The sequence below is a fragment of the Spirosoma utsteinense genome (genome assembly GCF_014282275.1).
In the GTDB taxonomy this organism is placed as follows: Bacteria; Bacteroidota; Bacteroidia; order Cytophagales; family Spirosomataceae; genus Spirosoma; species Spirosoma utsteinense.
Genome location: NZ_VFIA01000030.1, coordinates 19,211 through 45,671 on the forward strand (window position 1 = coordinate 19,211; position 26,461 = coordinate 45,671).

Annotated in this window: 23 protein-coding genes; 7 read left to right on the plus strand and 16 right to left on the minus strand. The window is 48.7% G+C overall.

Going from position 1 to position 26,461, the window contains the following annotated elements:
• Window positions 1-2 precede the first annotated feature (2 nt).
• Window positions 3-665, plus strand: a complete 663-nt coding sequence (trmB, locus tag FH603_RS20335; protein WP_186739541.1) for a tRNA (guanosine(46)-N7)-methyltransferase TrmB — start codon at window positions 3-5, stop codon at window positions 663-665.
• Window positions 666-756: 91 nt separating this feature from the next.
• Here the strand turns inward: trmB and gap are convergent, their stop codons facing one another.
• A complete protein-coding gene (gap, locus tag FH603_RS20340; protein WP_186739542.1) occupies window positions 757-1,749 on the minus strand; it encodes a type I glyceraldehyde-3-phosphate dehydrogenase in 993 nt (330 codons plus the stop codon).
• Between the two features lie 1,342 nt (window positions 1,750-3,091).
• Between gap and FH603_RS20345 the strand changes: the two genes are divergently transcribed.
• Both FH603_RS20345 and FH603_RS20350 read left to right on the plus strand, forming a co-directional pair.
• Window positions 3,092-3,907, plus strand: coding sequence for a 2,3,4,5-tetrahydropyridine-2,6-dicarboxylate N-succinyltransferase (locus tag FH603_RS20345; RefSeq protein WP_186739543.1), 816 nt, complete (start codon window positions 3,092-3,094; stop codon window positions 3,905-3,907).
• Between the two features lie 172 nt (window positions 3,908-4,079).
• Complete coding sequence (locus tag FH603_RS20350) at window positions 4,080-4,589, plus strand: helix-turn-helix transcriptional regulator (RefSeq protein ID WP_186739544.1); 510 nt, start codon at window positions 4,080-4,082, stop codon at window positions 4,587-4,589.
• 942 nt (window positions 4,590-5,531) lie between these two features.
• On the opposite strand, the gene FH603_RS20355 is transcribed toward FH603_RS20350, so the two are convergent.
• The 4 genes from FH603_RS20355 to parS all read right to left on the minus strand — a co-directional run bounded on the left by FH603_RS20355 (window position 5,532) and on the right by parS (window position 10,767).
• Window positions 5,532-6,983 carry a tetratricopeptide repeat protein gene (locus tag FH603_RS20355; protein WP_186739545.1) on the minus strand — a complete coding sequence of 484 codons (1,452 nt, stop codon included), beginning with the start codon at window positions 6,981-6,983 and terminating at the stop codon, window positions 5,532-5,534.
• 147 nt (window positions 6,984-7,130) lie between these two features.
• Window positions 7,131-9,653, minus strand: coding sequence for a DNA gyrase subunit A (gene gyrA / locus FH603_RS20360; RefSeq protein WP_186739546.1), 2,523 nt, complete (start codon window positions 9,651-9,653; stop codon window positions 7,131-7,133).
• A gap of 277 nt (window positions 9,654-9,930) precedes the next feature.
• On the minus strand, window positions 9,931-10,380 hold the full coding sequence (locus tag FH603_RS20365; protein WP_186739547.1) for an RES family NAD+ phosphorylase: 450 nt from the start codon (window positions 10,378-10,380) through the stop codon (window positions 9,931-9,933).
• Between the two features lie 3 nt (window positions 10,381-10,383).
• A complete protein-coding gene (parS, locus tag FH603_RS20370) occupies window positions 10,384-10,767 on the minus strand; it encodes a type II RES/Xre toxin-antitoxin system antitoxin (RefSeq protein ID WP_186739548.1) in 384 nt (127 codons plus the stop codon).
• Window positions 10,768-10,916: 149 nt separating this feature from the next.
• Here parS and FH603_RS20375 point away from each other — a divergent pair, with 149 nt between their 5' ends.
• The gene (locus FH603_RS20375) at window positions 10,917-11,492 is read left to right on the plus strand and encodes a DUF4142 domain-containing protein (protein WP_186739549.1); all 576 of its coding nucleotides are present in this window, start codon (window positions 10,917-10,919) and stop codon (window positions 11,490-11,492) included.
• Between the two features lie 80 nt (window positions 11,493-11,572).
• Here FH603_RS20375 and dnaK read toward each other — a convergent pair whose 3' ends face one another.
• The gene (gene dnaK / locus FH603_RS20380) at window positions 11,573-13,504 is read right to left on the minus strand and encodes a molecular chaperone DnaK (protein ID WP_186739550.1); all 1,932 of its coding nucleotides are present in this window, start codon (window positions 13,502-13,504) and stop codon (window positions 11,573-11,575) included.
• 308 nt (window positions 13,505-13,812) lie between these two features.
• On the minus strand, window positions 13,813-14,367 hold the full coding sequence (locus FH603_RS20385; protein WP_186739551.1) for a hypothetical protein: 555 nt from the start codon (window positions 14,365-14,367) through the stop codon (window positions 13,813-13,815).
• A 122-nt stretch (window positions 14,368-14,489) separates the two neighbouring features.
• On the opposite strand from FH603_RS20385, the gene FH603_RS20390 reads away from it, so the two are divergent.
• A complete protein-coding gene (locus FH603_RS20390) occupies window positions 14,490-14,933 on the plus strand; it encodes a nuclease A inhibitor family protein (RefSeq protein ID WP_186739552.1) in 444 nt (147 codons plus the stop codon).
• A gap of 182 nt (window positions 14,934-15,115) precedes the next feature.
• Window positions 15,116-17,326, plus strand: coding sequence for an O-antigen ligase family protein (locus FH603_RS20395; RefSeq protein ID WP_186739553.1), 2,211 nt, complete (start codon window positions 15,116-15,118; stop codon window positions 17,324-17,326).
• Between the two features lie 67 nt (window positions 17,327-17,393).
• Here the strand turns inward: FH603_RS20395 and rplT are convergent, their stop codons facing one another.
• The 8 genes from rplT to FH603_RS20435 all read right to left on the minus strand — a co-directional run bounded on the left by rplT (window position 17,394) and on the right by FH603_RS20435 (window position 24,415).
• The gene (gene rplT, locus FH603_RS20400; protein WP_186739554.1) at window positions 17,394-17,738 is read right to left on the minus strand and encodes a 50S ribosomal protein L20; all 345 of its coding nucleotides are present in this window, start codon (window positions 17,736-17,738) and stop codon (window positions 17,394-17,396) included.
• 156 nt (window positions 17,739-17,894) lie between these two features.
• Window positions 17,895-18,089 carry a 50S ribosomal protein L35 gene (rpmI, locus tag FH603_RS20405; protein ID WP_186739555.1) on the minus strand — a complete coding sequence of 65 codons (195 nt, stop codon included), beginning with the start codon at window positions 18,087-18,089 and terminating at the stop codon, window positions 17,895-17,897.
• Window positions 18,090-18,241: 152 nt separating this feature from the next.
• Window positions 18,242-18,799 (minus strand): translation initiation factor IF-3, encoded by a 558-nt coding sequence (gene infC / locus FH603_RS20410; protein WP_080240000.1) that lies wholly within the window; start codon window positions 18,797-18,799, stop codon window positions 18,242-18,244.
• 193 nt (window positions 18,800-18,992) lie between these two features.
• Window positions 18,993-20,936: a threonine--tRNA ligase gene (gene thrS, locus FH603_RS20415; RefSeq protein WP_186739556.1), complete on the minus strand. Its 1,944-nt coding sequence runs from the start codon at window positions 20,934-20,936 to the stop codon at window positions 18,993-18,995.
• Window positions 20,937-21,065: 129 nt separating this feature from the next.
• On the minus strand, window positions 21,066-22,244 hold the full coding sequence (locus FH603_RS20420) for a tetratricopeptide repeat protein (protein WP_455431008.1): 1,179 nt from the start codon (window positions 22,242-22,244) through the stop codon (window positions 21,066-21,068).
• A 95-nt stretch (window positions 22,245-22,339) separates the two neighbouring features.
• A complete protein-coding gene (locus FH603_RS20425) occupies window positions 22,340-23,269 on the minus strand; it encodes an RsmD family RNA methyltransferase (RefSeq protein WP_186739557.1) in 930 nt (309 codons plus the stop codon).
• Window positions 23,270-23,299: 30 nt separating this feature from the next.
• On the minus strand, window positions 23,300-23,752 hold the full coding sequence (locus FH603_RS20430; protein WP_186739558.1) for an EVE domain-containing protein: 453 nt from the start codon (window positions 23,750-23,752) through the stop codon (window positions 23,300-23,302).
• 87 nt (window positions 23,753-23,839) lie between these two features.
• Window positions 23,840-24,415, minus strand: a complete 576-nt coding sequence (locus FH603_RS20435) for a DinB family protein (RefSeq protein ID WP_186739559.1) — start codon at window positions 24,413-24,415, stop codon at window positions 23,840-23,842.
• 741 nt (window positions 24,416-25,156) lie between these two features.
• On the opposite strand from FH603_RS20435, the gene FH603_RS20440 reads away from it, so the two are divergent.
• Window positions 25,157-25,669, plus strand: a complete 513-nt coding sequence (locus FH603_RS20440) for an RNA polymerase sigma factor (protein WP_342355220.1) — start codon at window positions 25,157-25,159, stop codon at window positions 25,667-25,669.
• 92 nt (window positions 25,670-25,761) lie between these two features.
• Here FH603_RS20440 and FH603_RS20445 read toward each other — a convergent pair whose 3' ends face one another.
• Window positions 25,762-26,364: a CAP domain-containing protein gene (locus FH603_RS20445; protein ID WP_186739561.1), complete on the minus strand. Its 603-nt coding sequence runs from the start codon at window positions 26,362-26,364 to the stop codon at window positions 25,762-25,764.
• Window positions 26,365-26,461 lie beyond the last annotated feature (97 nt).

Sequence of the window (26,461 nt, forward strand, 5' to 3'; positions counted from 1 at the left end):
CCGTGACTCGAAGGAAGCAACATCGGTTCATTCAAAATGCCGAAAGTACAAACGTAATTGAAGTGGGTAAACCCCGGTACAAAACCATAAAAGGGAACTGGCGAACCGACTATTTTGAGAATCAAAATCCGATAGTGCTGGAACTGGCCTGCGGGAAAGGGGAGTATACGATTGGGTTGGCCCAGGCATTCCCCGACGTAAATTTTATTGGTGTCGATATAAAGGGGGATCGAATCGCCCGTGGGTCGCAGGCGGCCCACACACTCGGGCTATCCAATGTCGCGTTCCTGAGAACGGATATCAATTTTATTACGGAGTTTTTCAAGGAGCAGGAAGTAAATGAGATCTGGGTGACCTTTCCGGATCCACAGCCGAGGCCAAAGCAAGAGAAGCATCGGTTAACTCACCCCCGATTTTTAACGACCTACAAGCGTCTGCTCACACCAGGAGGGACGTTCCATTTGAAGACAGATAGTCCAGCACTTTTTTCATACAGCCTAGAGAAGGTACAGGAGGAGAAGTTTACCGATTTACATTATACAACTGATTTATATACATCATCGCTTAACGGAATCCATCTCGGGATCAAGACAAAGTACGAACAACTGTTTTTCGATAAAGGATTTACAATTAACTATTTACAATGTAAAACGCCTGTGATTTAACATAATCACAGGCGTTTTACATATGTCATTTATGCAACAATCACTAATGTAAATAATACTTTAATTTACATTAGTGATTGTAATTTACAAACTAAAATAGTTTACAGATTAAGTCAGCCACCCGGCTGGAGTAACCATATTCATTGTCATACCAACCCACAACTTTGGCCAGCGTACCGTTTACGGCTGTCAGTTCGGAATCAAATATGCAGGAGTGGGGATTGCCAATGATATCGATCGATACGATTGGATCAACGCAATACTCCATTATTCCTTTCAGGGCACCTTCTGAAGCCTGTTTCATAACCGCATTGATTTCTTCTACGGTCGTTTCTCGCTTCAATACTACCGTCAGGTCGGTAAGTGAGCCGTCTGGAGTAGGTACGCGCATAGCGTTTCCATCCAGTTTACCTTTTAATTGGGGAAGTACCAGACCAACTGCTTTTGCGGCACCCGTTGAGGTTGGCACGATCGATAAGGCAGCTGCGCGAGCCCGACGAAGATCGGAGTGAGGAGCATCCTGTAAGTTTTGATCGGCGGTATAAGCGTGGATGGTTGTCATGTACCCTTTTTCAATACCGAATACATCGTCGAGTACCTTCGCCATCGGGGCCAGGCAGTTCGTGGTGCAGGAAGCATTTGATACGATTGTTTCCGAACCCGTTAGCGTGTCGTCATTGACGCCTAACACAACGGTTGGAATGTTTCCTTTAGCAGGAGCGGAGATTACTACTTTTTTAGAACCCGCTTCCAGGTGCATGCCTGCACCGGCTTCATCGACAAACCGGCCTGTTGACTCTAACACCACATCGATGTTTAATTCTTTCCAGGGTAGTTTCTTCGGATCCCGTTCAGCATAGGCATTGATACGAATTCCATTTACGGTCAGGCTTTCAGTATCTGAACTTACTTCTCCGCTAAATTTACCGTGTACAGAGTCGTATTTGAGGAGGTGTGCTAACGTAGCATTATCTGTCAGGTCGTTTATAGCAACAATCTCAATGTTTTCTTTTTCCAGCAGTCTTCTGAACGATAGACGTCCGATACGACCAAAACCATTGATAGCAACGCGAATTTTTTCCATGAACAAGTAATAGGTTTGTTTTCGCTTCAAATATACGGATTCTGGTTGGTAAGAGAATGGGTATCTATAAAGGGAGGGGGTGTTTAGTAATTTAGTAGTATTTATATAGGTTAGCATTTTAATAGCAAAAAATTGTAGTAATTATTAGTAAAGTAGGCTTTATATGCTAAGAAAAGTAGTATTATTGCTCAATGCTGCTAATATTTACTACTATTAATACTACTTTTGCTAAAAATTAGTTAGAGTAGGGGAGTGTTTTATTGTTTTACTAAATTTCACAGGGCTCCAAATTAGTTAGTGCTTCCTAACTCATCTATGTGATACTTATTAGTACTCCAAACTGATACCAACAACCTTTCTTAGCAGGTATTTAAGTAGGATTGAACAAAAGAACCTGATTCGTCAGACAATCGAGTTCTTTTTTATTTCTGCTAGGGCTCCTTCCAACGAACTGCACTGTCCCTACAGCAACATTTTACTCCTTGCCTATAATTTAATTCGTAACCGCTTTAGCTAACTGATGGTAATCGGTACGTAACCACGCCCCGGGGCCAAAAAGTGCATACTTCTCAAGCCCAGCGGGGCGTAAGCGTTGGTAGTAACAGAAAACCTGAAATGGCTCCATCCAGCAAGCCCCGGAGGAGAACGTAAGCTTTGCAGTAGATTTCCCCGGCAGAACGTAATCTAAACCTGGGGCGTAACATCACTTCCCTAAGCAGGACCGCATACCATCGGATACTCGATAGAGCCATTGGCTTAAACCCGTTGCTATTCTCAACATGACCGTACTACCGACATCTCTTTTTTAATGCACGATTCAGATCAGTCACTCCAGTGTTATTATATCTCAGGGCAGGCGAGCATTTAATTCACTGGGAACTGTGCCAGTCAGTCCTTAAGTGACAAGAGCGAGAAGACAGTCCATAAACTGCTACCATACATACTGAGCGATTAATCTCTGCGGCATGGCAATTGTGTAATTAAAATGACCATTCCATCATTTAGACGTCTTTATAATAGCATGTTTCTATTGCTTACCGGTTAGGCTCATATTCTTGGCCTGTGGCAGACTTTACAGCCAGGGAAACACATTACCTGACTTATCCGTTTAGAAGGCTTCAGCGCGCACTATAAGGAACACATCATAGCGTACGGTTAGAAGTCTTGAAAGAAATAAAAACCGCATATATTTCAACTATACACGCTCCTTATTACCTTTGACAGGTACAGCATTTAGTTATAGCTACGTTTTCACAGGAAACAGAATTATATTTGGTATTTTGGTTAACTACTCGAATATCAAGCTATTGACTAAATTATATTCACCAATTACTTTAACATAATGACCGAAAAAATCGAGATTTTGTGGAATGATCGAAGTCTATTGACTCATCAGGATTCAATACAGACTATTAAAGACGTAATTAATCAATTGGATAAAGGGGAGTTACGGGTGGCCACACCACCAGCCAACGAAGCCGATGAATGGGTCGTCAATGAGTGGGTAAAAAAAGCCATTCTGCTTTATTTTATCAGTCAGCAAATGAAGCCAGAACAGGTTGGTATTTTTTCTTTCCACGACAAGATTCCACTCAAGACAAATTTCGCGGAATCCAACGTTCGGGTTGTTCCACCGGCGGTAGCCCGACACGGTTCTTATTTAGCACCAGGCGTAATCTTAATGCCATCATACGTTAATATTGGTGCTTACGTCGGTGAGCGAACAATGGTCGATACGTGGGCAACGGTTGGAAGCTGTGCTCAGATTGGTAAAGATGTTCACCTCAGTGGAGGGGTCGGAATAGGAGGGGTACTTGAGCCAGCCCAGGCGGCACCGGTTATTATCGGGGATGGCGCATTTGTTGGTTCCCGCTGTATTGTTGTGGAAGGTGCCCGTATTGGCAAACGGGCAGTTTTAGGCGCTGGCGTAACCATAACAGGATCGTCAAAAATAATTGATGTCACGGGGTCTAGTCCAGTAGAGTATAAAGGGTTTGTTCCAGCTAACTCAGTTGTTATTCCGGGTAGCTATACTAAAGAGTTTCCAGCGGGCAGTTATCAGGTTCCCTGCGCCATTATTATTGGACAGCGAAAAGAATCAACTGATTTGAAAACTTCCCTGAACGATGCACTGAGAGAGAACAATGTAACGGTTTAACAACGTAATCGTAATACTCACGTGTATCCTTCTGTAAATTGACATAACTATTCGACCAATGTAAATACATACCTGTAAATACATTGGTCGTTGTAAATTTACATTTAACTACTCTAGTTATTTACGTTTATGCCTGCTATGTTTGTCAATAAACTATACCAACAGATAAGCCATGAACATAAATGACAAAATTAAACAGATATTGATCGACAAAAATTTAACCCCATCTTACTTTGCTGATGAGATAGGGGTACAGCGATCGAGTATCTCACACATTCTGTCGGGCAGAAACAGGCCCAGTTTTGATATTATCCAGAAGATAATCCGTCGCTTTCCTGAACTTGGTTACGAGTGGATTATGGAAGAAGATCAGCAGCCGCAGAATCAGTCCGGTCAACTGAACTATGGTGTTCCCAGAAACAACCCGTTGGCGCAGCCAGTAGACCGTAGAGACCGGTATGTATCTCAGCCATCCGTATCCTATACAGCCCCGTCTATACACGTTCGAAGCCAGCGTAATGAGATTCCGCCGGTTATGCAACAACCTGTGGCTACTGCCCCCGTCGAACCGACTACCATTCAGGACCCGCTAACGCCGATCGAAAAAGCCGAAAAAAAAGTAGAACGGATTTTGATCTTCTATACAGATGGATCCTTTCGGGAATACGGGCCAGCGATTTAATCCAGAACTTAAGAGAGAGTCTGCATTAAAGTACCGCATGTATTGTGTATCAGGTTATTAAACTATTACTTTTTTGTAGCCATCAAAATAGGCCTTTACGCCCTCTTTAAGCCACATTTTGATCCTATTCAGCTAACTCCTTGTGAAGCAATACATTAGTGTTCCACGTGGATAAGTTGTTTATAAGCGTGTGGATAAGCTGAAAACGTCGCTTTATTTTGGTCTGACAACGTTGTTAGCAGGTGGTGGCCTAACAATTTACTATAGTTTTGGAAGCTGATCGGCTTTACGACAGAAGGAACAGAAAGTGGGAGTGTGGTTTCCCCCGGTATGGATCAGAACGTTTCTATAGTTCATTCCTTGAAATAACGTGCTTCCCCGATTTTTTCCTGTCCGAAGCAATACAGCCAGTATCTGTCTTCTAATAGAGCAAGATCAATTTGTAGAATAATCTTAAACCGGCTACTCAGCGTTCTGTGTTTTTACGCTTATCATCTACTTTGCTACTGAGTTTGCTACTAAGAATGAATTGCCCTGAGATCCGGTAGTCTTCGGCACCAAAGTGATGTGTAGATAGAAGCTATCGTCGACTGGTGAAAAGTTTATCCCGAATTCCATGGTTGCATACATCTGATTCGTCATTACTCCGGCTACTTCGATTTATTATTTATACTGGCTCATACACGTAGTATAATTGCAGTTCTTACCGGTTACCTTATCAGTTATGACTACCTGTTCTATAAAAAAAGTCTACCTCTATTTTACGATCTCTTCTTGTACTGCTGTCAGGTCCAGTTCATTTCATAGTCTTATCACATACAGAGCCAGTTGTCCAGTTGTATAGCTATTTCAGGGCAATACGTTTTGTTGTATAATTTGTATTATGTTAACTAGAATAACAAACGAATAGGGCTGACACGTCTGCCAGCCCTATTACTCCTCTTAGTTACTTTCTACACACACGACTTTACGCTCCTCGTACTGCTTGAGGATATTCTGTAAGTTCGTCAGGTTTTCGTTTAGATCGGCTTCGTCCTTGACAGCTTTAGCCTTCGTGAAGTAAGGCAAGGCTTGCTTGAACTTACCACATACCTTGCCGTCAACTTCTTTACCCTGCTTGTTGTAATCGGCCATATCCATGTTGTCTACCGCTTTCTTCATTTCAACGGCATCGTTAAAATAGAAAACGCCCATGTTGTAATTGGCATCGTAGTTAGCGGGATCCACGGCAAGTGCTTTGGTATAGTATTCCCTGGCCATCGTACGCTGCTCCGTTTGCTTCTGCTTCAGATCAGCTACTTTCTTCTGGTTGTCACCCATAGCGCCCGCATTGCTGGCCGCTTCCTTCGCCTGTGCTTCCAGTTGGGCAACGCTAGCCTTGGTATCAACTAAACGCTTTTGAACATCTGCCAGCTGACGCTTTGCTTCAGCGTTTTTAGGCTCTTTTTTCACTTTAGCCGACAACCGGGTAACTTCACCGGTAATGGCGCTCAAGGCATCTTTTTCAGCCGTCAGCTTCTTGGCCGAACTGTTCGACTGCTTACTGTCTCCGCCCATTTTGCGAATTTCATCACCCATTTTCGCAGCACCGTTGTCATACAGAATGGCGAGGTTCACCAGATTCTGAACATTATTTGGTTCTTTCTCAACCATTTGCTTCATACCGGTAATAGCCTCATCCATCCGGTTAGACGCAAGCATCAGGTTGATGCGCTCATTCGACAAGTCCTTGTTAGCCGGCGACATGGCGATACCTTTATCCAGTATCGACAACGCTTTATCAACTTCCTTATCATTACGGTACAGCATGGCTAGCGAACCATAGATCGAAACGTCTTTACCTCCGTTGGCAATGTATTTCTCCAACTGGGTTTTCGCCGTCGCGTTATCCTGGATCTGCTGCGCACCAATGGCCGTATATAACGGAGCAAGTGTATCGGTTGGCAGAATCCCCCCCGCCAGCGACATCACCTTCACCGCTTCAGCGAAGTTTTTGGCCTGAAATTTAGCAACCCCCTGCTGCATGACTGCGTTGTATAACTCCCGGCTTTTGAGCGTTTCTGTTGCTTCCTTCGCTAGTTTACCCGGACCACCCTTCTTATCCTTGTCCATCTCGGCAACCTTGTTATAGGCTTCATAAGCTACAACAGCCGCGTTCGAGTCGAGCTTAATATTCTGCAATGCAATGTTCTGGTAGGTCTTTGCTCGGTCCATCCAGGTGCTTGCCTTCGTCGATGCTTTAGCATCTGTAATATCTTTATCACTTTTTTCCTTGTCTTTTTTCATAGACTCGGCCATCGCAGCGTCCAGCGTATTCGCTGTTCCCTGCGCCTGCTGAGCATATCCGGTAGTATATAGCGAACAGCATAGCAGCGTTAAAACAATTGCTTTCATGTGTAAATTGGGATTGTGAGTTTTGTTTTCAAAAACGAAATTACGGAATCAATCTGTATAAGCATGGTCCGCCCGGAAATGTTTGAGCCACCCGCCTGCCAAAAACGGTCAGAACGGGTGGCTCGCAGGAATTAAAGAAGGCCCTTACTAGTCGACATCGACAATCGGTTCAACCGACTCAGACACGGCTACTTCCTCCACTTCTTCCCGTTTGATTTTCGTTACCGACGAGATAGCATCTCCGTCGCGCAGATTGATTAATCGAACTCCCTGTGTGTTTCGGCCAATCACACTGATATCCGCCACCGGCGTCCGAATAGCAATCCCCGACTTGTTAATGATCATCAGGTCATCATTATCGGCGACATCAAGTATAGCAACCAGACGCCCTACTTTCTCCGTTACTTTCAGGGTTCCAACCCCTTTGGCACCCCGGTTCGTTATCCGGTAGCCATCGATGTCGGAGCGCTTGCCATATCCTTTCTCGGATACAACCAACAGCTGAGCCTCCGTCGACGCAATACAAACCATCCCGATAACATGATCGGTCGGATCATCTTCATCCAGCGATATACCCCGTACCCCGGCGGCCGTACGACCCATTGGGCGGGTACGGGTTTCGTGGAATCGGACAGCTTTACCAGCGCTCGACGCAATGACGATTTCATTATCACCATTGGTCATACAAACCCCGATCAGCTGATCGTCCTCATCGATGGTGATAGCAATAATGCCATTCTGACGAGGGCGGGAGTAAGCCTCCAGCATCGTTTTCTTGATCGTACCTTTCCGGGTACACATCACCAGGTAATTATTGTTGATATAATCTTCGTTCTTCAGATCGGTCACGTTGATTACAGCGCGCACCTTATCATCCGACTCAATATTTATGAAGTTCGCCAGTGGACGCCCCTTCGAGGTACGCGACCCCTCGGGCAGTTCATAAACGGGTAACCAGTACAACCGTCCCTTCTGGGTAAAGGCCAGCAGGGTGTTATGCATGGTAGCCGTGAAGAGATGCTCCGTGAAGTCTTCTTCCTTCGAACCAGTCGCCTTCGCTCCTACTCCACCCCGACTCTGCGAACGATACTCGGTGGTTGGTGTTCGCTTGATATAGCCCTCGTGGGAAATAGTGATCACCATGTCCTCATCGGCGATCAGCGAGAGATCGCTGATATTACCATCGCCAAGGGGATTGATCTGAGTCCGACGTTCGTCGCCATACCGGCTCCGGATGTCGGTTAGCTCGTCTTTGATAACCTGCCGCTTCCGTTCTTCACTGGCCAGAATTTCCTTCAGGTCAGCAATTTCCTGCATTAGTTGGTCGTACTCAGCCTGAAGTTTATCCCGTTCCAGACCCGTAAGCCGTTGCAGACGCATTTCAAGAATGGCTTTAGCCTGCACGTCGCTCAGCGAGAAACGTTCCATCAGGCCCGTCCGCGCTACCTCAGGATCGCGGGATGACCGGATCAGTTCAATAACCGCGTCGATATTGTCAAGCGCAATCAGCAACCCTTCCAGAATGTGAGCGCGTTTTTCCGCTTCCCGCAGTTCGTATTCTGTTCGGCGGGTAATCACGTCGAACCGGTGTTCAACGTAATACTTCATCATGTCCTTCAGGTTCAGCAACATCGGCCGACCTTTCACCAGCGCCACGTTGTTGATACTGAACGACGACTGTAGGGACGTATGCTTATAAAGATTATTCAGCACGACGTTCGGAATGGCGTCTTTACGCAGATCGTACACGACGCGTAAGCCGTCGCGGTCCGATTCATCCCGGAAAGCCATGATGCCTTCGATCTTCTTATCGTTGATCAGTTCAGCCGTCTTCTCCAGCATCACGGCCTTGTTGACCATGTAGGGTACGTCGGTGACGATGATCTGGGTTTTGCCCTTGTTCTCTTCGATCGTGGCATTGGCCCGCATGACTACGCGGCCACGCCCGGTCATAAACGCTGACTTCACCCCCTCCATACCGTAAATAGTGGCACCGGTTGGGAAATCAGGTGCCTTCACGTACTGCATCAACTCTTCCACCGTGATGTCGTAGTTGTCGAGATACGCCATAATCCCGTTTACGATTTCGGTCAGGTTATGGGGTGCCATGTTGGTGGCCATACCCACAGCAATACCAGACGAGCCGTTCAGCAGCAGGTTAGGCAACTTGGCCGGCATCACGCTCGGCTCTTCCAGGGAATCGTCGAAGTTGGGCTGAAAATTAACCGTCTCTTTGTAAATGTCCGACAGGAGTTCATCGGCAATCCGTTTTAGACGGGCTTCCGTATAACGCATCGCGGCCGGCGAATCCCCATCGATAGAACCAAAGTTACCCTGGCCATCGACGAGTGGATACCGAAGCGACCAGTCCTGGGCCATACGAACCATCGTGTCGTACACCGATGAGTCGCCGTGCGGGTGATACTTACCTAATACTTCACCAACGATACGCGCTGATTTCTTGTGTGGTTTGTTGTAGTTGACTCCCAGTTCGGCCATTCCAAACAATACCCGGCGGTGAACCGGTTTGAGACCGTCCCGTACATCGGGCAGGGCGCGGGAGATAATAACCGACATCGAATAGTCGATATAGGCACCGCGCATTTCGTCCTCAATATTGATGGGAATAATGTTACTGGGCGATTGGAGGTCGGGAGTTTCTTCCGCCATGTGTACTTGGAGTTTCGCAGAAAATTACTATTTCGGTCTATACAAAAAGCGTAAACCGGTGTATAGACAAATATACAAAATTTTAAGAGAAAAAGGAAATAATGCCGTAAATACCCCCTCTAGTGCACACTGCTGAAAAATTCAACCCAACCCACGCCCAATTAACCGGCCTATATGCCAGCCCATTATCATCTAAATGAAATACAATTCTATTTCAACCCAAAGACACCCCCGGCAGCAGTGGAACAAACCGGTAACTCCGCCCTTATACGTCCACTCAGGTTTTGATTCGCGGATCAAATAAGAAGGGTTCCGTACGCAGGAGTTGTATACGGGAAAAGTCAGGGTGGGCCGGATTGAGCAGGTAGTTACACTCCTGCGCTATAATCGCGGATGGCACCCGCAACACCGGTGATCGACCGCTCCGAAGCCAGTCCCCTCCTATTCGCTGGCAGGTATCATACTGTTGAAAATCGGACCAGTCCGCAGGCAGGTCACTGACCGCGATGGTTTCCACGGTGAGGTCGTCGGGCACCTCAATCACCATAACCCGAAATACGTCATGCAGCCCCTCCCCACTCCGGTGAACTACGTTTTCCAGACACGCCAGGGCACGCGTAGCCGCCGTGTAGATAACGAACTGCCCTCGTCCGTTCCAGCGGGCAGCCCCACCCGAGGCTACCAGCTGACTGGCGTATACCGCCTTCGTGATCCGGTATACGATCATCGTCTACGCCAGATCGCCATATTCAATCCGAACGACCTCATCCAGAATCAGATCGATTCCGCCCGAGGTATGTAGCAGATCGAAGGGGATCTGATTCCCAAGGCCGTAAGCGGGCTTGTCCATCCACCGCCGGAACGCATCGGCCGACCCAAAAACCGATTCGCCCAGTTGAAAAAGAGCCATGATCTTCAGCACTTTCTCGCTATCCTGCGGATTGAGTTTTTTCTGCTCGCGCTCGTACCGCTGAAAGGTTTTAAGCGACGTATCGAAGACTTCGGCCAATTGCTCACGCTTGTAGCCAGTCAGGTCGGCAGCCTCAAAAAAACGGGTAGCGGATACCCCTTTCAAGGCTGATATAATAAGGGCCGTCTGATCGTGCGTTATCATAAGACAAATATAAGACTTTTGTCTGTCAAACAGAGAAAATTGTCCAGACGTTCCGATAGACCATTCGATAGAAGCAAAACAGGAATAAAACTTACGTCCCTCCCCGTAGTTTGTTCGTGTAGTAGTTCATCACTTTTAATCACAACGGTATGAAAAAGATAAGTCTGATACTGGCCATTGCTGTTACTTGCCTGGGCTTCCAGGCCTGCAACGAAAACAAAAAGACGAGTAGCGACAGCGTCGAAAACGCCCACGACGCGAACGATATCAACGAAGAAAAAGGAACGGGGGAAGCCGATGACGATAATGACTTTGCGGTAAAAGCAGCCAATGGGGGTATGCTTGAAATGGAGGTAGCCCGAATGGCCCGCGAAAAAGCCCAGAACAATGATGTGAAAGAATTTGCCGCCATGATGCTCAGCGATCACCAGAAAGCCAACGATGAGCTGAAGGCGTTGGCGGGGCGCAAAAACATTACCCTCCCCGCCCGATTAGGCGACGACGAGCAGAAACATGTCGATGAACTCGCCAAGCTTACCGGCAGCGAGTTCGACAAGAAGTATGTGGATCTGATGGTCGACGACCACGAAGAAGATATTAAACTGTTTCAGAAAGCGGCTGATGATGTAGACGACGCCGATCTGAAAGCCTATGCGACAAAAACGCTTCCAACCCTTCAGAAACACCTGGAACGTATTACCACGATCGATAAGAACATGAAGTAAGCCGGATAGCCGCCTTTCTTGGAAAAGAAAAGCCCCTGCCGTTTCCAGCAGGGGCTTTCTTATTACACGTCGGAACGCGATTACTTCACTTCTTCGTAAGGCACATCCGACACGTTACCGTCTGTTGGCTGGCCTTGTCCGTTACCGGGATTGGCATTGCCACCGTCGAATCCGGCACCATCCATTGGATTGGCACCCGCATCGTTGGTCGTATTATACATTTCGGTAGACGCCGTAGCCCAGGCTGCGTTCAACGCTTCCAGCGCCGTATCGATGGCGGCTGCATCGCGGGAGCCATGGGCCGTCCGCAACGTACCCAGTGCGTCTTCGATAGCGGTTTTGTTAGCCGGGCTCAACTTATCGCCGTATTCTTTCAGTTGCTTCTCCGTCTGGAAAATCATGGAGTCGGCCGCGTTGACTTTCTCGATAGATTCCCGTTCGGCTTTGTCAGCCGCTTCGTTGGCTTTAGCCTCTTCACGCATCCGGCTGATTTCAGCGTCAGTCAACCCGCTCGATGCTTCGATCCGGATCTTCTGTTCTTTACCCGTTCCTTTATCCTTGGCCGTTACGTTCAGGATACCATTGGCATCCACGTCGAAGGTTACTTCAATTTGTGGAACACCACGCGGTGCGGGCGGGATATCCGACAGGATAAATCGACCTAACTGACGGTTTTGCTGCGCCATTGGCCGCTCACCCTGTAATATATTGATCTCTACGCTAGGCTGATTGTCCGATGCAGTCGAGTAGACCTCTACTTTCTTGCTCGGAATAGTCGTATTGGCCTCCACCATTTTGGTGAACACACCACCCATCGTTTCGATACCCAGTGACAGCGGGATAACGTCCAGCAACAGAACGTCTTTTACCTCGCCCGTCAAGACACCACCCTGCACAGCCGCGCCGATAGCTACCGCTTCATCGGGGTTGACTGCTTTCGATGGCTTACGGCCAAAGAGCTTTTCTACTTCATCCTGTACTTTAGGGATCCGTGTCGAACCGCCTACCAGAATAACCTCATCGATCTGACTTGCTGACAAACCGGAGTTCTTCAGCGCCCTGCGGCAGGGCTCCAGGCTCCGCTGGATCAGCGAATCGGCCAGTTGCTCAAACTTCGAGCGACTCAACGTGCGCACCAGGTGTTTGGGGATACCATTCACTGGCATGATGTAAGGCAGGTTGATCTCGGTCGATGTTGAACTCGACAGTTCTACTTTCGCTTTTTCAGCCGCTTCTTTCAAGCGCTGCAAAGCCATAGGGTCCTGCCGCAGGTCAATAGCCTCGTCTTTCTTGAACTCATCAGCCAACCAGTCGATAATGACCTGGTCGAAGTCGTCACCACCCAGGTGCGTGTCGCCGTCAGTTGCCTTCACCTCGAAGACACCGTCGCCAAGTTCCAGAATCGAAATATCGAACGTACCGCCACCCAGGTCAAAAACGGCAATTTTCTGATCTTTGTCGGTTTTATCCAGGCCGTACGCCAGCGCTGCTGCCGTTGGCTCGTTGATGATCCGTTTTACGTCGAGACCGGCGATAGCACCCGCTTCTTTGGTAGCCTGACGCTCAGCATCGTTGAAATAGGCGGGCACCGTGATAACGGCTTCGGTTACGGTTTGGCCCAGGTAATCTTCAGCTGTCTGCTTCATCTTCTGCAAAATCAGCGCTGAAAGTTCCTGTGGCGTATATTGACGGTCACCAATACGAACACGAGGTGTCGAGTTAGGACCATTCTCTACGTCGTAAGCAACGTTTTTGATCTCATTCGTTACCTCGCTATACCGTTTCCCCATGAAACGTTTGATCGAGGAGATTGTATTTTTGGGGTTGGTGATGGCCTGGCGTTTGGCTGGTGCGCCTACTTTACGCTCGCCGTTACCGTTGTCCATAAACGCGACGACCGATGGAGTCGTACGTGCTCCCTCCGAATTGGGGATCACGACCGGCTCGTTGCCTTCCATCACGGCTACGCACGAGTTCGTGGTGCCTAAGTCAATACCAATTATTTTTCCCATGATTACGCTATTGAATTATGGTTTAGTTTCTTTGTTTGCTGTGGTTGTAAACTGACAGACATCATCTCCCTATCAATCTAAATGCCAGCCAGGAATATTGGCTCGTTTGCTGTCAGATTGGCAGAACTTATCGAAGAGGTAGGCCACAATGGCGTTGAATAGCCTGGCTTACTCCAGATAGTGGCAGACCTGAGCCCGGCCCGGCAACCAATGGCCTTATACGAACATCTCCCGGTCAGGGTATTGCATTTCGTGCTGAAATGCAATACCCTGACCGGGAGATGTCAATTGAAACTAAGTGAGTGAGATTACCGCCCGAAAAGGCCACCCAGCATTCCACCGAGTCCACCACCCGACTGCTGACCACTCCCCTGCTGCCCACTGACGGCGCGCATCAGGTCATTCATATCCAGTTTACCATCGGTCATGGCCGACGATGCCATACCCATCCAGTCGGTACCCTGCTGACCTGTGGCTGCACTCAAAATAGTGTTGCCATCGACGGAAGGGTCATTCGGGTCCGATGCTTTATTCATCAGTTTGCTCAGTACCATAGGAACGACAGAGCCAGCGATAGACATAGCCACCTGAGGAGAAATACCCAATTTCTCCATCAGGTTCTGTTCGACGTGTTGTTGAACGCCAGCGGTAACAGGGCTCTGCCCCACATTCCCGCCCCCACCAACAACCATACCCAGCAAATTACCCAGACCACCGCCTTGCGCCTGCTGGCCAAGACCACCCAGAATGCTGCTGGCAACCGTTTGCATAACGTTGTCATTTTGCTCATTCGGGATAGCCGGATTATTAATAACGGCCTGGCCTGATTGCTGCTTCACTAAGTTCATTAAGGTCTCTAACATGATTGTATTTATTTTAGATGGTTCGTAAGAATGGACCGGTAACCACCCCTACTAAAATTCCATAATTCGTAATGGATACTTCCGTGTGAATCGGTTAATTTGTTGCAAATCCAGTATGTACTATGACGAACGAAGAACCCAAAAGTACCGGACCAGTATCCGAAAACATGCCATCGTTCCCCGAACAGATTAACCCGCTGCTCACCGGTTTGTTTTATCCCAGCGAATCCGACGAACCACTCGAAGCCGTAACCTGCTACCTGGATCAGACCGCCCCCCTCACGGTCAGTCAGATAAAAGACTGGCAGATGCTACCCCCCGCCATCTATGTCGATGAAATGCCGGAAGCCGAATTCTGGGAGCCTGTCATAACTGACCAGGATTGGTATAGCGATGAAGAGAAGCAGTGTACAGCGCAGTTCCAGCAACTTAAAAAAATTATGGAAGAGACATTGACGGTACGCCAGGTATTCCGCGTTGGCGAAACGGAACGCGATGTTTACTTTCTGGGCCGTCAGGCTGACGGTGAACGGACCGGATTTAAAACGAAGATCATACAGACCTAAGCCTTCACTACTATACTGATCGATTTACAGCCCGACCGCCAGATACCCGGTTGGGTTCTTTATGCCCAACAAATGGGATTTCTCTCTTGTGAGCCTTTCTCCCCTACACCGTTTAAATTATTGATTTACATTTAGTTACTTGCGTTCAATACCCGTGTATCCACCCGCTTCTACTTCCTGTAATGAAAACGCATCCCCATCCTACGGCCAGCCGGACGTCAGAGAACCTTATTTTCTTTCTGTTTTTAGGCTCTTTACTTACCCCCCTCATTTATAACGATACCTCCTTCTTTGGTTTTATCACGGAACGAACCTGGTTCTTCTATGCCGTGACAGACTGTATGGTCGTTATCGCTCTGCTGACACCCGGTTTTTTGACCACAACGCTATCGAGGCTACAAGGGGCCGTACTACTTTTTCTCGGTATTTTAAGTCTGGCTGATGGCCTGGGGGTCGATCCGTTATTGAGTTACTTTTCCAGCTATACACGCCTGGATGGATTTGTAACGTATCTGCACCTGGGCCTGTATTTTCTGGTCCTTGCCCGGACCCCCTTTCCCAAAACACGCTGGAACACGGCTTTACTGGTATCGGCAGGTATGGCGATGTTCGTTGTCCTGAAAGGGTACTTTTCCGCGACAGGCTGGCAGCCCATCGACCGGCGGCTGGTGGCTACGGTGGGTAACCCGTCTTTTCTGGCGTCATACCTGCTGATGAACCTGTTTATCGTCATCTACCTGTCGACACAATTTCCCACGGTTTCACGTTGGATAAAAAGTTTGATCGTTGGGTTAATGGTGATAACCCTGACAGGGGGTATTTACCTGACAGGTACCCGATCAGCCGTACTTGGTTTGGTGGCGGGTATTATTTTCCTCAGCAGTTTTATTACCTGGCAACGGCAACGGGCCCTGTGGCCCATCGCGCTACGGCTCATTCTGGTACTAGCGCTCCTGTTCGGTTTGTTCCGCTTGGCCCTTACCAGTAATTTTTTACAAAAGTCATCCATTGTCTACCGGTTGACCCACTATTCGGGCGTTAATAATACCCTGTCGCCGAGGTATGTATGCTGGAAGATTGGGCTCGACGCTTTCGCAGAACGTCCATGGCTGGGTTGGGGACAGGAAACATTTAGCTATGGCTTTGCCCGGCATTTCGACCCGGCCATTTTGATTGGCGGCACTTTTGAATGGTACGACCGAACGCACAGCGTACTGGTAGACTGGGCCTACTCGGCCGGCATGGGTGGCCTCCTGGCTTACCTGCTTATCTGGGTGGCGCTGGTATACACTTTGCGAACGAACGGAACCATCTTGACGCTGACCGAGCGAGGTATCCTTGGATCAGTCTTTGTGGCTTATTTTTTCTTCAACATACTCAATGTAGATAGCCTGCTGCCGCTTCAGACGTTCTTTCTGCTGCTGGCACTGGTGAACACGACCCCTCAGTCGGCGGCTACCACCCGGGTGGTACGCACCTGGCTGGTGCCGGTCCGGGTGGCTGCCCTGTTGATGATGACTGTACTGGTCAGGTACGGCGTCTATGAATTGTACCGGACCGGGCGGGACTTGAAGAACCAGCAAAATCTGGGCGACGTACAGCAGCGGTTCGATGCGCTCGAAAAAACGTATCACCAGGCCACACTCCGCAGCCTGGATCTAGCCGATCTACTGGAGTCACAAACACTGGCTATACTACAAAGCGATGCTCAGCCGTCTGTTAAACAGTTTTGCTACCAGCGAACCGTTCAGGTAATTAACCAGCAGGTTGACCGTCATCCCGGCTATACCAGACTACTGGCAAGAGCAGCCTCGTTATTCCTGGCAGGGGGCGATATAGATCGAACAATAGATTTATGCAAGCGCGCCATTGCTATTGAAGGCCCCAGACGCCCCTCGGCTTACCTGCAACTAGGTAATGCCTATCTCAGAAGGAACGAGTTCAGGCGGGCTCAGGCGCTCTTTGACCAGGCTTACCAGCTACAGCCCGGCTGGCAAGAGCCCCTCTTGTACAAAGCCCTGGCATTTGCCGTACAGAAAGACACCCTTCAGTGTTACCGGACAATGCGAACCATCCATACTGAAACACTGGTGAGTAAACTGAATTTTGTCAAACAGGTGTACCTGCAAACCGGCCACCCCCACGCATTTGTGGAACGCATTGACCAGACGGATTCAAAGGCCCAGTTCTCGCCACAGGTTTTCATGGAATGGGCGTTGATGGCGTTCGATACGCACGATACGGTTCAGATGACCTCTGCCCTGAATAGTTTCTATAACCACTACCTCCACGAACGCTTTACCTATCCTCAGGTCAAACAGATCATTGACGATGGTCTTCGGGGCGTAAGACCCGATGTACTGGCAACGATGATCCCTGAACTCTCCCGGTAGTCGATGACCCCACTAAGCAAAAATGCCCCAGTTCATCACTGGGGCATTTTTGCTTAGTGGGGTCTGTTTACTTTACTTGATCCACAACGGCTTTGAAAGCCTCAGGGTGGTTCATGGCCAGATCGGCCAGTACTTTGCGGTTGAGCTGAATTTCAGATTTATTCAGCGCACCCATTAAAGCTGAATAGGACAGGCCATGGATACGGGCACCAGCATTGATACGCTGAATCCAGAGCGACCGGAAATCGCGTTTCTTAGCGCGACGGTCACGATAGGCATAGCCTAAACCTTTCTCAACGGCGTTTTTAGCAACCGTCCAGACATTCTTACGCCGACCAAAATAACCTTTGGCCAGCTTCATTACTTTTTTCCGACGCGCCCGTGAGGCTACGTGATTGACGGAACGTGGCATAGTATTGTTTGTTTTTTGACGATCGGCGGAAGCAAAAGACGCATGCAGCAAAAAGAACCTTAACGGTTATTTCCTGTTCATCCCTCCTTTATATTCTCTTGGAGCCGGGCATCGGGTGAAACGTGAACCAGACGCAACTGCGTCTTTCTTGACTCCTTAGATGTTCAGCAACGCTTTGATACGGGGCTGGTCGGGGCCACAAACCAGGGCATCATGCACTAAATTGCGCTTCTGCTTGGTTGTTTTCTTTGTCAGGATATGACTGTGGAAGGCATGCTTCCGCTTGATTTTTCCAGTGCCGGTCAGCTTAAAACGCTTTTTGGCGGCTGAATTTGTTTTTACTTTTGGCATTATTATAGACCGCTAACTGTGGAGAAAATAGTAAACAGGCCGCAAAGATACGAAAAAAAAGGAGAAAGCAGGAGTGGGACAACCGGGTAAAGGAAATAGTTCGATCGATCTAGTCCCATCCTTCCTGTTGTCCCACTCCTGCTTTCTGTACTTTATTTTTTAGGCGTCACTACCTTTGGCGCCAGGAACATGCTCATCCGCTTGCCTTCAAGCTTGGGCTCAGCTTCAATTTTACCGTACTCTTCCAGTCCTTTGGAAAAACGGTCGAGCAGCTGAAATCCACGGTCCTTAAACACGATAGCCCGTCCAACGAACTGCACATAGGCTTTCACCTTAGCACCTTCCTTCAGAAAGTTAATGGCGTGTTTAAGCTTGAATTCAAAGTCGTGATCATCGGTGTTGGGGCCAAACCGAATTTCCTTGATAACGACCTTTGTGGCGTTAGCCTTGATTTCTTTTTGCTTTTTCTTTTGCTCGTACTTGAACTTTGAGTAGTCCACAATCCGGCAAACGGGGGGAACGGCGTTAGGCGATACCTCAACAAGGTCGAGATTCTGAGCTTTAGCCATAGCCTGCGCCTGATTTGTCTCGTAGATTCCCTGCTCTACATTTTCACCAACAACCCGCACTTCGCGGGCCAAAATGCGCTCATTGACTTTGTAGGGTTCTTCAACCACGCGACGGGGTGGTCTGCGCTGGGGTAATGCCATATAGTGTGTTTAGGGTAACGGAGTTGGTAACCGACTTTATAAAGTCGGTTGGATAACGTACTGGGTAGTAAAAAGTTCGGGAAGCTATCGAAAATACGGCTTCTAAGCAAGTTTATAGTCGAAGAGTTGATCAGTCGGTGAGCCGATCAGTACCAAATCTGGCTGACCAACTCACCAACTCACCGACTGCCTGTCACATCTTCACCTCGGCCTGGAAGGCCTTAACAAAGTCGTCGACACTCATCATACCCAAGTCTCCCTGGCCCTTGCGCCGGACAGACAACTTACCTTCGGCGGCTTCTTTCTCACCTACGATCAGCATGTAAGGTACTTTATTAACTTCGGCGTCCCGGATCTTACGCCCTATCTTTTCATCACGAAGATCGACAAAGCCCCGGATATCATGCTCCTGCAGGTTGAAGAACAAATCGTTGGCGTAGTCTTCGTACTTTTCCGAAATTGGCAGAATAGCAATCTGATCAGGTGATAGCCACAATGGAAAGTTACCGGCTGTTTGTTCGATCAGGATCGCAATGAACCGTTCCATCGATCCAAACGGAGCCCGGTGAATCATGACAGGCCGGTGTTTCTGGTTATCAGCGCCAATGTATTCCAGTTCAAACCGGTTCGGCAGGTTGTAATCCACCTGAATTGTACCCAGTTGCCATTTCCGGCCGAGGGCGTCACGCACCATGAAGTCCAGCTTAGGGCCGTAAAAAGCGGCTTCACCTAACTCTGTTACGGTTGGCAGTCCTTTTTCGGCGGCTGCTTCGATGATCGCCGACTCAGCTTTCTCCCATAGTTCATCCGAACCAATGTATTTACCTTCCTTTTGCGGGTCCCGGAGCGAAATCTGGGCGCTGTAATCCGAAAAACCAAGAGATCTGAAGACGAGCAGGACCAGATCGATCACTTTCATAAATTCGTCCTTCACCTGATCGGGACGGCAAAAAATATGGGCGTCATCCTGAGTGAATCCACGCACCCGCGTCAGGCCATGCAACTCGCCCGACTGTTCATAGCGATATACCGTTCCGAACTCGGCCAGCCGTAAAGGCAGGTCGCGGTAGGAACGCGGCTTGGTTTTATAGATCTCACAGTGATGCGGGCAGTTCATGGGCTTGAGCAGAAACTCCTCGTTCGGATCAGGCGTTTTAATTGGCTGAAACGAGTCCTCTCCATACTTATCCCAGTGACCCGAGGTTACGTATAATTGCTTGCTTCCGATGTGGGGCGTTACTACCTGCAGGTATCCTGCCCGCAACTGGGCCCGGCGCAGGAAATTCTCCAGTCGTTCGCGCAGCATCGTACCTTTAGGAAGCCATAAGGGTAAACCTGCCCCCACTTTCTCGGAGAACGCAAACAACTCCAGTTCTTTACCCAACTTCCGGTGATCTCGCTTTTTAGCCTCTTCCAGTAGAAAAAGGTAATCGTCGAGTTCCTTCTGCTTGGGGTATGTAACGGCATAAATCCGCGTCAGTTGCTTGTTCTTCTCGTTTCCGCGCCAGTAAGCTCCCGCCACGTTCATCAGCTTGACCGCCTTTATAAAGCCCGTATTCGGGATGTGGGGCCCGCGACAAAGGTCCGTGAAATTACCCTGGGTGTAGAACGTGATGGTCCCATCGGCCAGGCCTTCGAGCAAATCGAGCTTGTAAGGATCTCCCTTTTCCTCGAAATAAGCAATAGCATCGGCTTTGCTCATAGGCTTCCGAATGTACGATTCTTTCCGGCGGGCGAGTTCAATCATCTTGTCCTCCACCTTTTTAAAGTCCTCCTGTGAGAACGGCTGCCCGTTCAGGTCAACATCGTAGTAGAAGCCGGTTTCAACAGCAGGTCCAATGCCGAACTGAACCCCCGGATACAGACTTTCCAGGGCTTCTGCCAGCAAGTGAGCCGATGAATGCCAAAAGGTAGCTTTGCCCTCTGCATCATTCCAGGTCAGCAACTGTACGTTGGCATCGGTGTCGATGGGACGCGTGATATCCTGAATAACACCGTTCACTTTGGCGGCCAGCACATTACGAGCCAGACCTTCACTAATTTGGGTAGCAATATCCAGACCGGTACTGCCTTTTGGATACTGCCGAACGCTGCCATCGGGCAGCGTCACGCGGATTTGTTCGTCCTGCGCAATCATTGTTTGTACTTGGTTAAACTATGGGCACCCGCAACGTACCTACAACTGTACGCTACTTTTCTTCTATACAGGGAAGTATGCTGGTGAGCTTTGCCCAATAAACATACATACTACCTACTATATCCTTCATTAATTTTGTCCTATTGGTTTAACAGCTCGCCGGAGCGAATCACCCTTATCACCAATAACCTGCGCTTTGGGCTGAATCGTTGTGATTCGAACCCGCGTTGTGTCAAGGACAGCCCTGCCCTGGGTAGACGTTTCGGCGGGGGCATCCGGCAAAAATAAGGAGTTATACGGGCTTTTCGCGTATCGCCGACGATCTGACCGCCATAAGCCAGCTGCGGCCTGACGATCGGCGGGGTTTTGCTGGGTAGCTTTGGTGTAGGCCGCAATCGCCAGTTCGTATTGGCCCATTTGCTCGTGGCAATAGCCAAGGTAGGTGTCGATGCGGGGAAACTGCGGACGAAGTTGCTGCACACGCTGGTAGTTTCCCAGCGCAGCATAGTAGTTCCGGTATTTCTGGTTGATCAGGCCCATCTGAAAATAAGCCTGATAATAGGTGGGTTGAACGCCAACAGTCTGCTGGTAATAGGTCATGGCACTATCCACTTTTCCAGCCGTGTGATAGATCAGACCCCGGCTATAACTGAGCCGTGCGTTTTTGGGGAAATAACGCAGCGCCTGGCTATTATAGGCCAGCGCCGAAGCAACATCGCCCAGTATCCGGTAAATAGACGCCAGTTGATTATACGGTTCCAGATAACGGGGCTTTAACCGAAGTGCCTGCTGATACAAGGCCAGCGCCTGCACGGTGTCACCCTGTTTGGCGGCCATTAATCCATTAAAAAAATAAGCCTCACCGTCATACGGTGCCATTTGCAACGCACGAGCCACATAAAGCCGCGCTTTATCGAACTGATTCTGCTGCTGAAACAAGTCACCTTGCAGGGTATATAGCTCAGGGGTGTCGATACCCAGGATTTCAGCCCGTTGCGCATTCACCAACGCTTTTTCAGGCTGCTGTAAAGCCCGGAGTATCTGGGCCCGGGTCAGGTAATAGGAACCGGCATTATCGTTGCGGCTGATGGCCTCGTCAATATCGGCCAGTGCATCGCGTGTACGACCCATCTCCAGCAGGAGAACGGCCCGCTTGGCATAGGCTGATGCCGGGGCCGACTGATTGATGGACCGGGTGAGGGCGCGCAGGGCTCCTTCAGTCCGGCTGCTATCACCCGGCTTTGGAAAATCGGGGATACGGGCTGTTTGCCGGTTATCACTGCTACAAGCGAGGATACTTACGACCAGAACAAAAAAACACAGCAACGAATAAACAGCGGACGGTTGCCGCTTGTCAGCCCTGCTGCCCTCCAGGGAGTCTAATCGCTTTTTGTGTTGCTGTTTCACTCGTCAACCCGTTCGCTCATTGACAAAGGTACGGACGCAAAGCGGTAAAAGACCCCCAGCGGCAAGCGCTTTTGGTCGCTGTCCTTCATAAACAACTCACCCCATTCAGCATTTGGAACCTGACCAAATGTTTGACGGATCAAATTTTCCAGAATAAGGGAGGAGAAACCCAATGAATAAAGATTGATGATAAAAAAGAAGTCTTCCCGATCCAGAAGATCGGCACAGGAACGGAGCAAGTCACCGAGATGCTCTTCAAGCACCCATTTTTCGCCGTCTGGCCCACGCCCGTAGGCAGGAGGATCCATAATAATACCATTGTATCGGTTACCCCGCCGTACTTCCCGCCGAACGAACTTGGTTGCATCTTCAACGACCCAGCGAATGTTATCCAGTTCGCTGTGATCCATATTTTCGCGCGCCCAACTGATGACTGGTTTTACAGCATCGACATGTGTAACAGCGGCACCCGCCTGCCGGGCCGCCAGGGAAGCACCACCCGTATAAGCAAACAGGTTCAGCACGTTAGGCTGCGCCACTGCCCCACTCCCATTGCTGGACATCTCCGTCACCTTGTCGTAAATGTACGTCCAGTTATCGGCCTGTTCAGGGAATAGCCCAACGTGTTTGAAGGAGGTTAAGGCCAGTTTGAAGGTAAGATTGAGCCCACCCTGCCGAAATGATACATACCAGGGATCGCGCATATCGGGGGTTGTCTGCCAATCTCCCCGCTCGGGCGACTGCCGGTCGCGACGGAACAGGGCGTTAGTTCGACGGCCCCACTCCTCGTCAGACAGGGATTTTTTCCAGATAGCCTGCGGTTCAGGTCGAGCCAGCACAAACGTGCCAAAGCGTTCAAGTTTCTGAAAATCCCCCGAATCGATCAATTCATAATCGGACCAGGGTGCAGGCGTAATAAGGTTCATAGGTAACAACTACAGGATAATGATGGCTTGCTAGAGCAACTCGTGATCATTCTTACTAGATTTTGCGCCCATCTTGAGTATAAGCTCAAATTCATCGACTCGGATTGGCATCACCGACAAACGGGATTGTTTGATAAGACCAATAGCAGCCAACAGCGGTTCTGCCTTGATATGACGCAGGGATACGGGATTATCCAGCGGCATTAGCGGCTCCAGTTCGACAACAACCCACCCTTTGGACGCAGCACCCGGATCTTCAGCCACCGTCGGGTCCGGGTAAGCTTCCTGCACAATCGTTGCCAATCCAACAACAGCAGGATTTGTTACACTATGATAGAACAGCACCTGGTCGCCCCTTTTCATGGCCTTCAGGTTGTTGCGGGCCTGGTAATTACGAACTCCATCCCAAATAGCACGTCCCTGCTGGGTAAAGTGGTGCCACCCGTAGGTTTCCGGTTCAGATTTGACGAGCCAATAATTCAAAAGCGTAGGTGGGCATGCAACAGGGTGGGCAGGGCGTCTACTTCACGGCAAATGAGCCGCTTTCTTTTCCTGCCCACCCTGTCTTGATCAGTAATAATCGTCTTGTTCCCGGCCACCACCAAATGGTGAGCCATACTCATCTTCATCCGAATCGGCGAAGCGCGACCCGGCGGTTTTGAACGTCAGCGCTTTTTTCAAAATGACGATCTGGCCGGTATGATACATGTCGTGGTTGATAATACCGTGGAGCATGTCATAATACGTATAGTCCCGGCCCGGCACAATATCCTCTAAAAACTCATCGTCGTCTCGTTTGTCAAGTTCATTGATCAGTTCTTCCTGGCTAAGACTCAATTCCATTTCAAGGGCTTCCCACTCAAAATCATCGATTTTGTCGGGAAGGGCACCAAAATCTTTCGCAGGCGTCGTAATATCAAAGTCGACATCACCCTGCATTTTTTTGACGCAAAAGATACGCCAACTCGTCATATGAAAGACTAGTTCGGCAATTGTATGCGTGTTGGGCATTATCCGCCGACCAGCTACATCGGGCGTTACGCCCCGAAGGGCTTCAACCACAGAAGGCCCGTGCCAGGCTTCTTCGCTCTCGTAGGTGGTATTGAGCAAATCAATGATACGAATAAGTTCGTCGTTCGGAACCATAATCTGTTCGTCGTTTAGTGGCTATCCCTGTAGAATATCCCCATTGACAGACATTAAACCAATTTTATAGTGTGTAACCTGTATGGATCGTCTTCTCGATTCAATCAGCCGTTTAGCCGCAAAAAAGACTTAACCGCCGACCCCATACAGCCCCGCCTGAACACGAGGTCGTAATTTCCAGCAAAGGTAAACCAATATTCATGGTGTTTTGCAAAAATAAGCGGCTGCGCCGATGAGTGCAGACTGACTGTCTATCCCCATCGGCGCAGCAAATAAGTATACCGATCAGGTTTCATCAATTAACGATTCCCCTGGATTCAGGCCGGGCATTGATCAGGCTCTAACTTTATCGAAGCGGGCATCAATCAGGGCAACGGGATCGTACATATATAGCGGCATATGTTATGTATTTTCGATAATTCGACCTTTCTCCTCTCTGAATCAGGCACTACCGTCCAGTAAATACCTAGTTGTTATGGAGATTGACACTATATATTCACATATTGTAACCATGAGGTAAATTAAGCTCAGCAACAGTTTGATTGACAAAGAGTTACAATAAGTATCCATTAAATATATACGTTAATTTTTTGTTACTTTTTTTTGTTAAATAGTATATCTTAATGAGAACAAAGTAACTAATTAATGAATATAGGGACCAGCATTAAATCTAACCCAATCATAAAAAGGAACGTATCTATGGCCACTCATTACCAATTGAATGACGAAGATTTAATTAAGATGTATTTACACACCCAGCAGAACAACTATTTTGAAGTTCTCTACAAACGGTATGTAAGTAAGGTGTACAACCGATGTTTGTCGCTGACTAAAGATTCATCGAAAGCAGAAGATTATACACATGATATTTTCATACGGGTTTATGGTAATCTAGGCAAATTCAAAGAGCATTCGGCTTTTTCAACCTGGTTGTATTCCATCTCGTATAATTACTGCATGGACCAGATTCGTTCAGCGAATCGTACTATGACAGTTTCGCTTGATGATGAGCATGAACACACCTTTGTCGATTCAGCTGATCATGAGATACTGGAATCGCAGCTTCAGCAACTCGCTTCGGTTATGCATACCATCACAGCGGAAGAAACCCGGATGCTACAGCTAAAATATGAAGATGGCCTGGACATCAGAGCGATTGCCCAGCAGTTTGCCCTGAAGGATAGCGCCGTTAAAATGCGCCTGAAACGCACCCGGGATAAAATCCGTCGGCTTTACAGTGAGCAGTATTCGTAGCAGTTCAATCGAGCTATCTCACTTGTACCAACCTCAGGCCCTGCTTTGGTGTCAGGTAGACCAGGGCCTGAGGTTACCAAAAATGGTCTCATCTATTGCCTGGCACCAAAATCAGTGACCCAGTAATGACGGTATGTACTCGTACTGGCATAACCATACCCAATGCCTATATCCCTGAAGGCAGCACTCATCATATTTTTACAATGACCTGGCGACCGTAACCAGCCATCTACGACAGCCTGGGGCGTTGAATAGCCAGCGGCAATGTTCTCCCCCGCCGACCGCCATACATATCCTTCCCGGCTCATACGGTCCCATGGTTGAGACCCGTCGCGGCCGGTATGACTAAACCGATTATAGGTAGCCATGTCAATAGCATATTTATCTGATGCAGCATTCAGTTGGGCAGCCAACACGAGTGCCGGAACCGCCGGATAAGTAACTGTTCCACACTGACAGGGCTTTGAGCGTGCCTGATTGATCAAGGCCAACACGTCCTGTTGTTGACTTGACGAAGCCGCCAAGGCCCGTGCCCCGTTCTGGTTTGGAGTTGTCGGGGCCACATCACGGCTATCGTTTTCTTTGTACACCGACGAGCTAACAGGAGCAGGTGATTGAGTGGATTCCTGGTCGGATTGACAGGCTACTTCAGCCGAAAGCAGGGCGACCGTCCCTAAAAGATACATCAATTTCATACGTATAGGTACGTTTATTTGTTGATTAAACGGTATACGCCTGGGTTTATTATTACCATTCCAACTAAATGGAACCAACTAATGAACTGAAATCCAT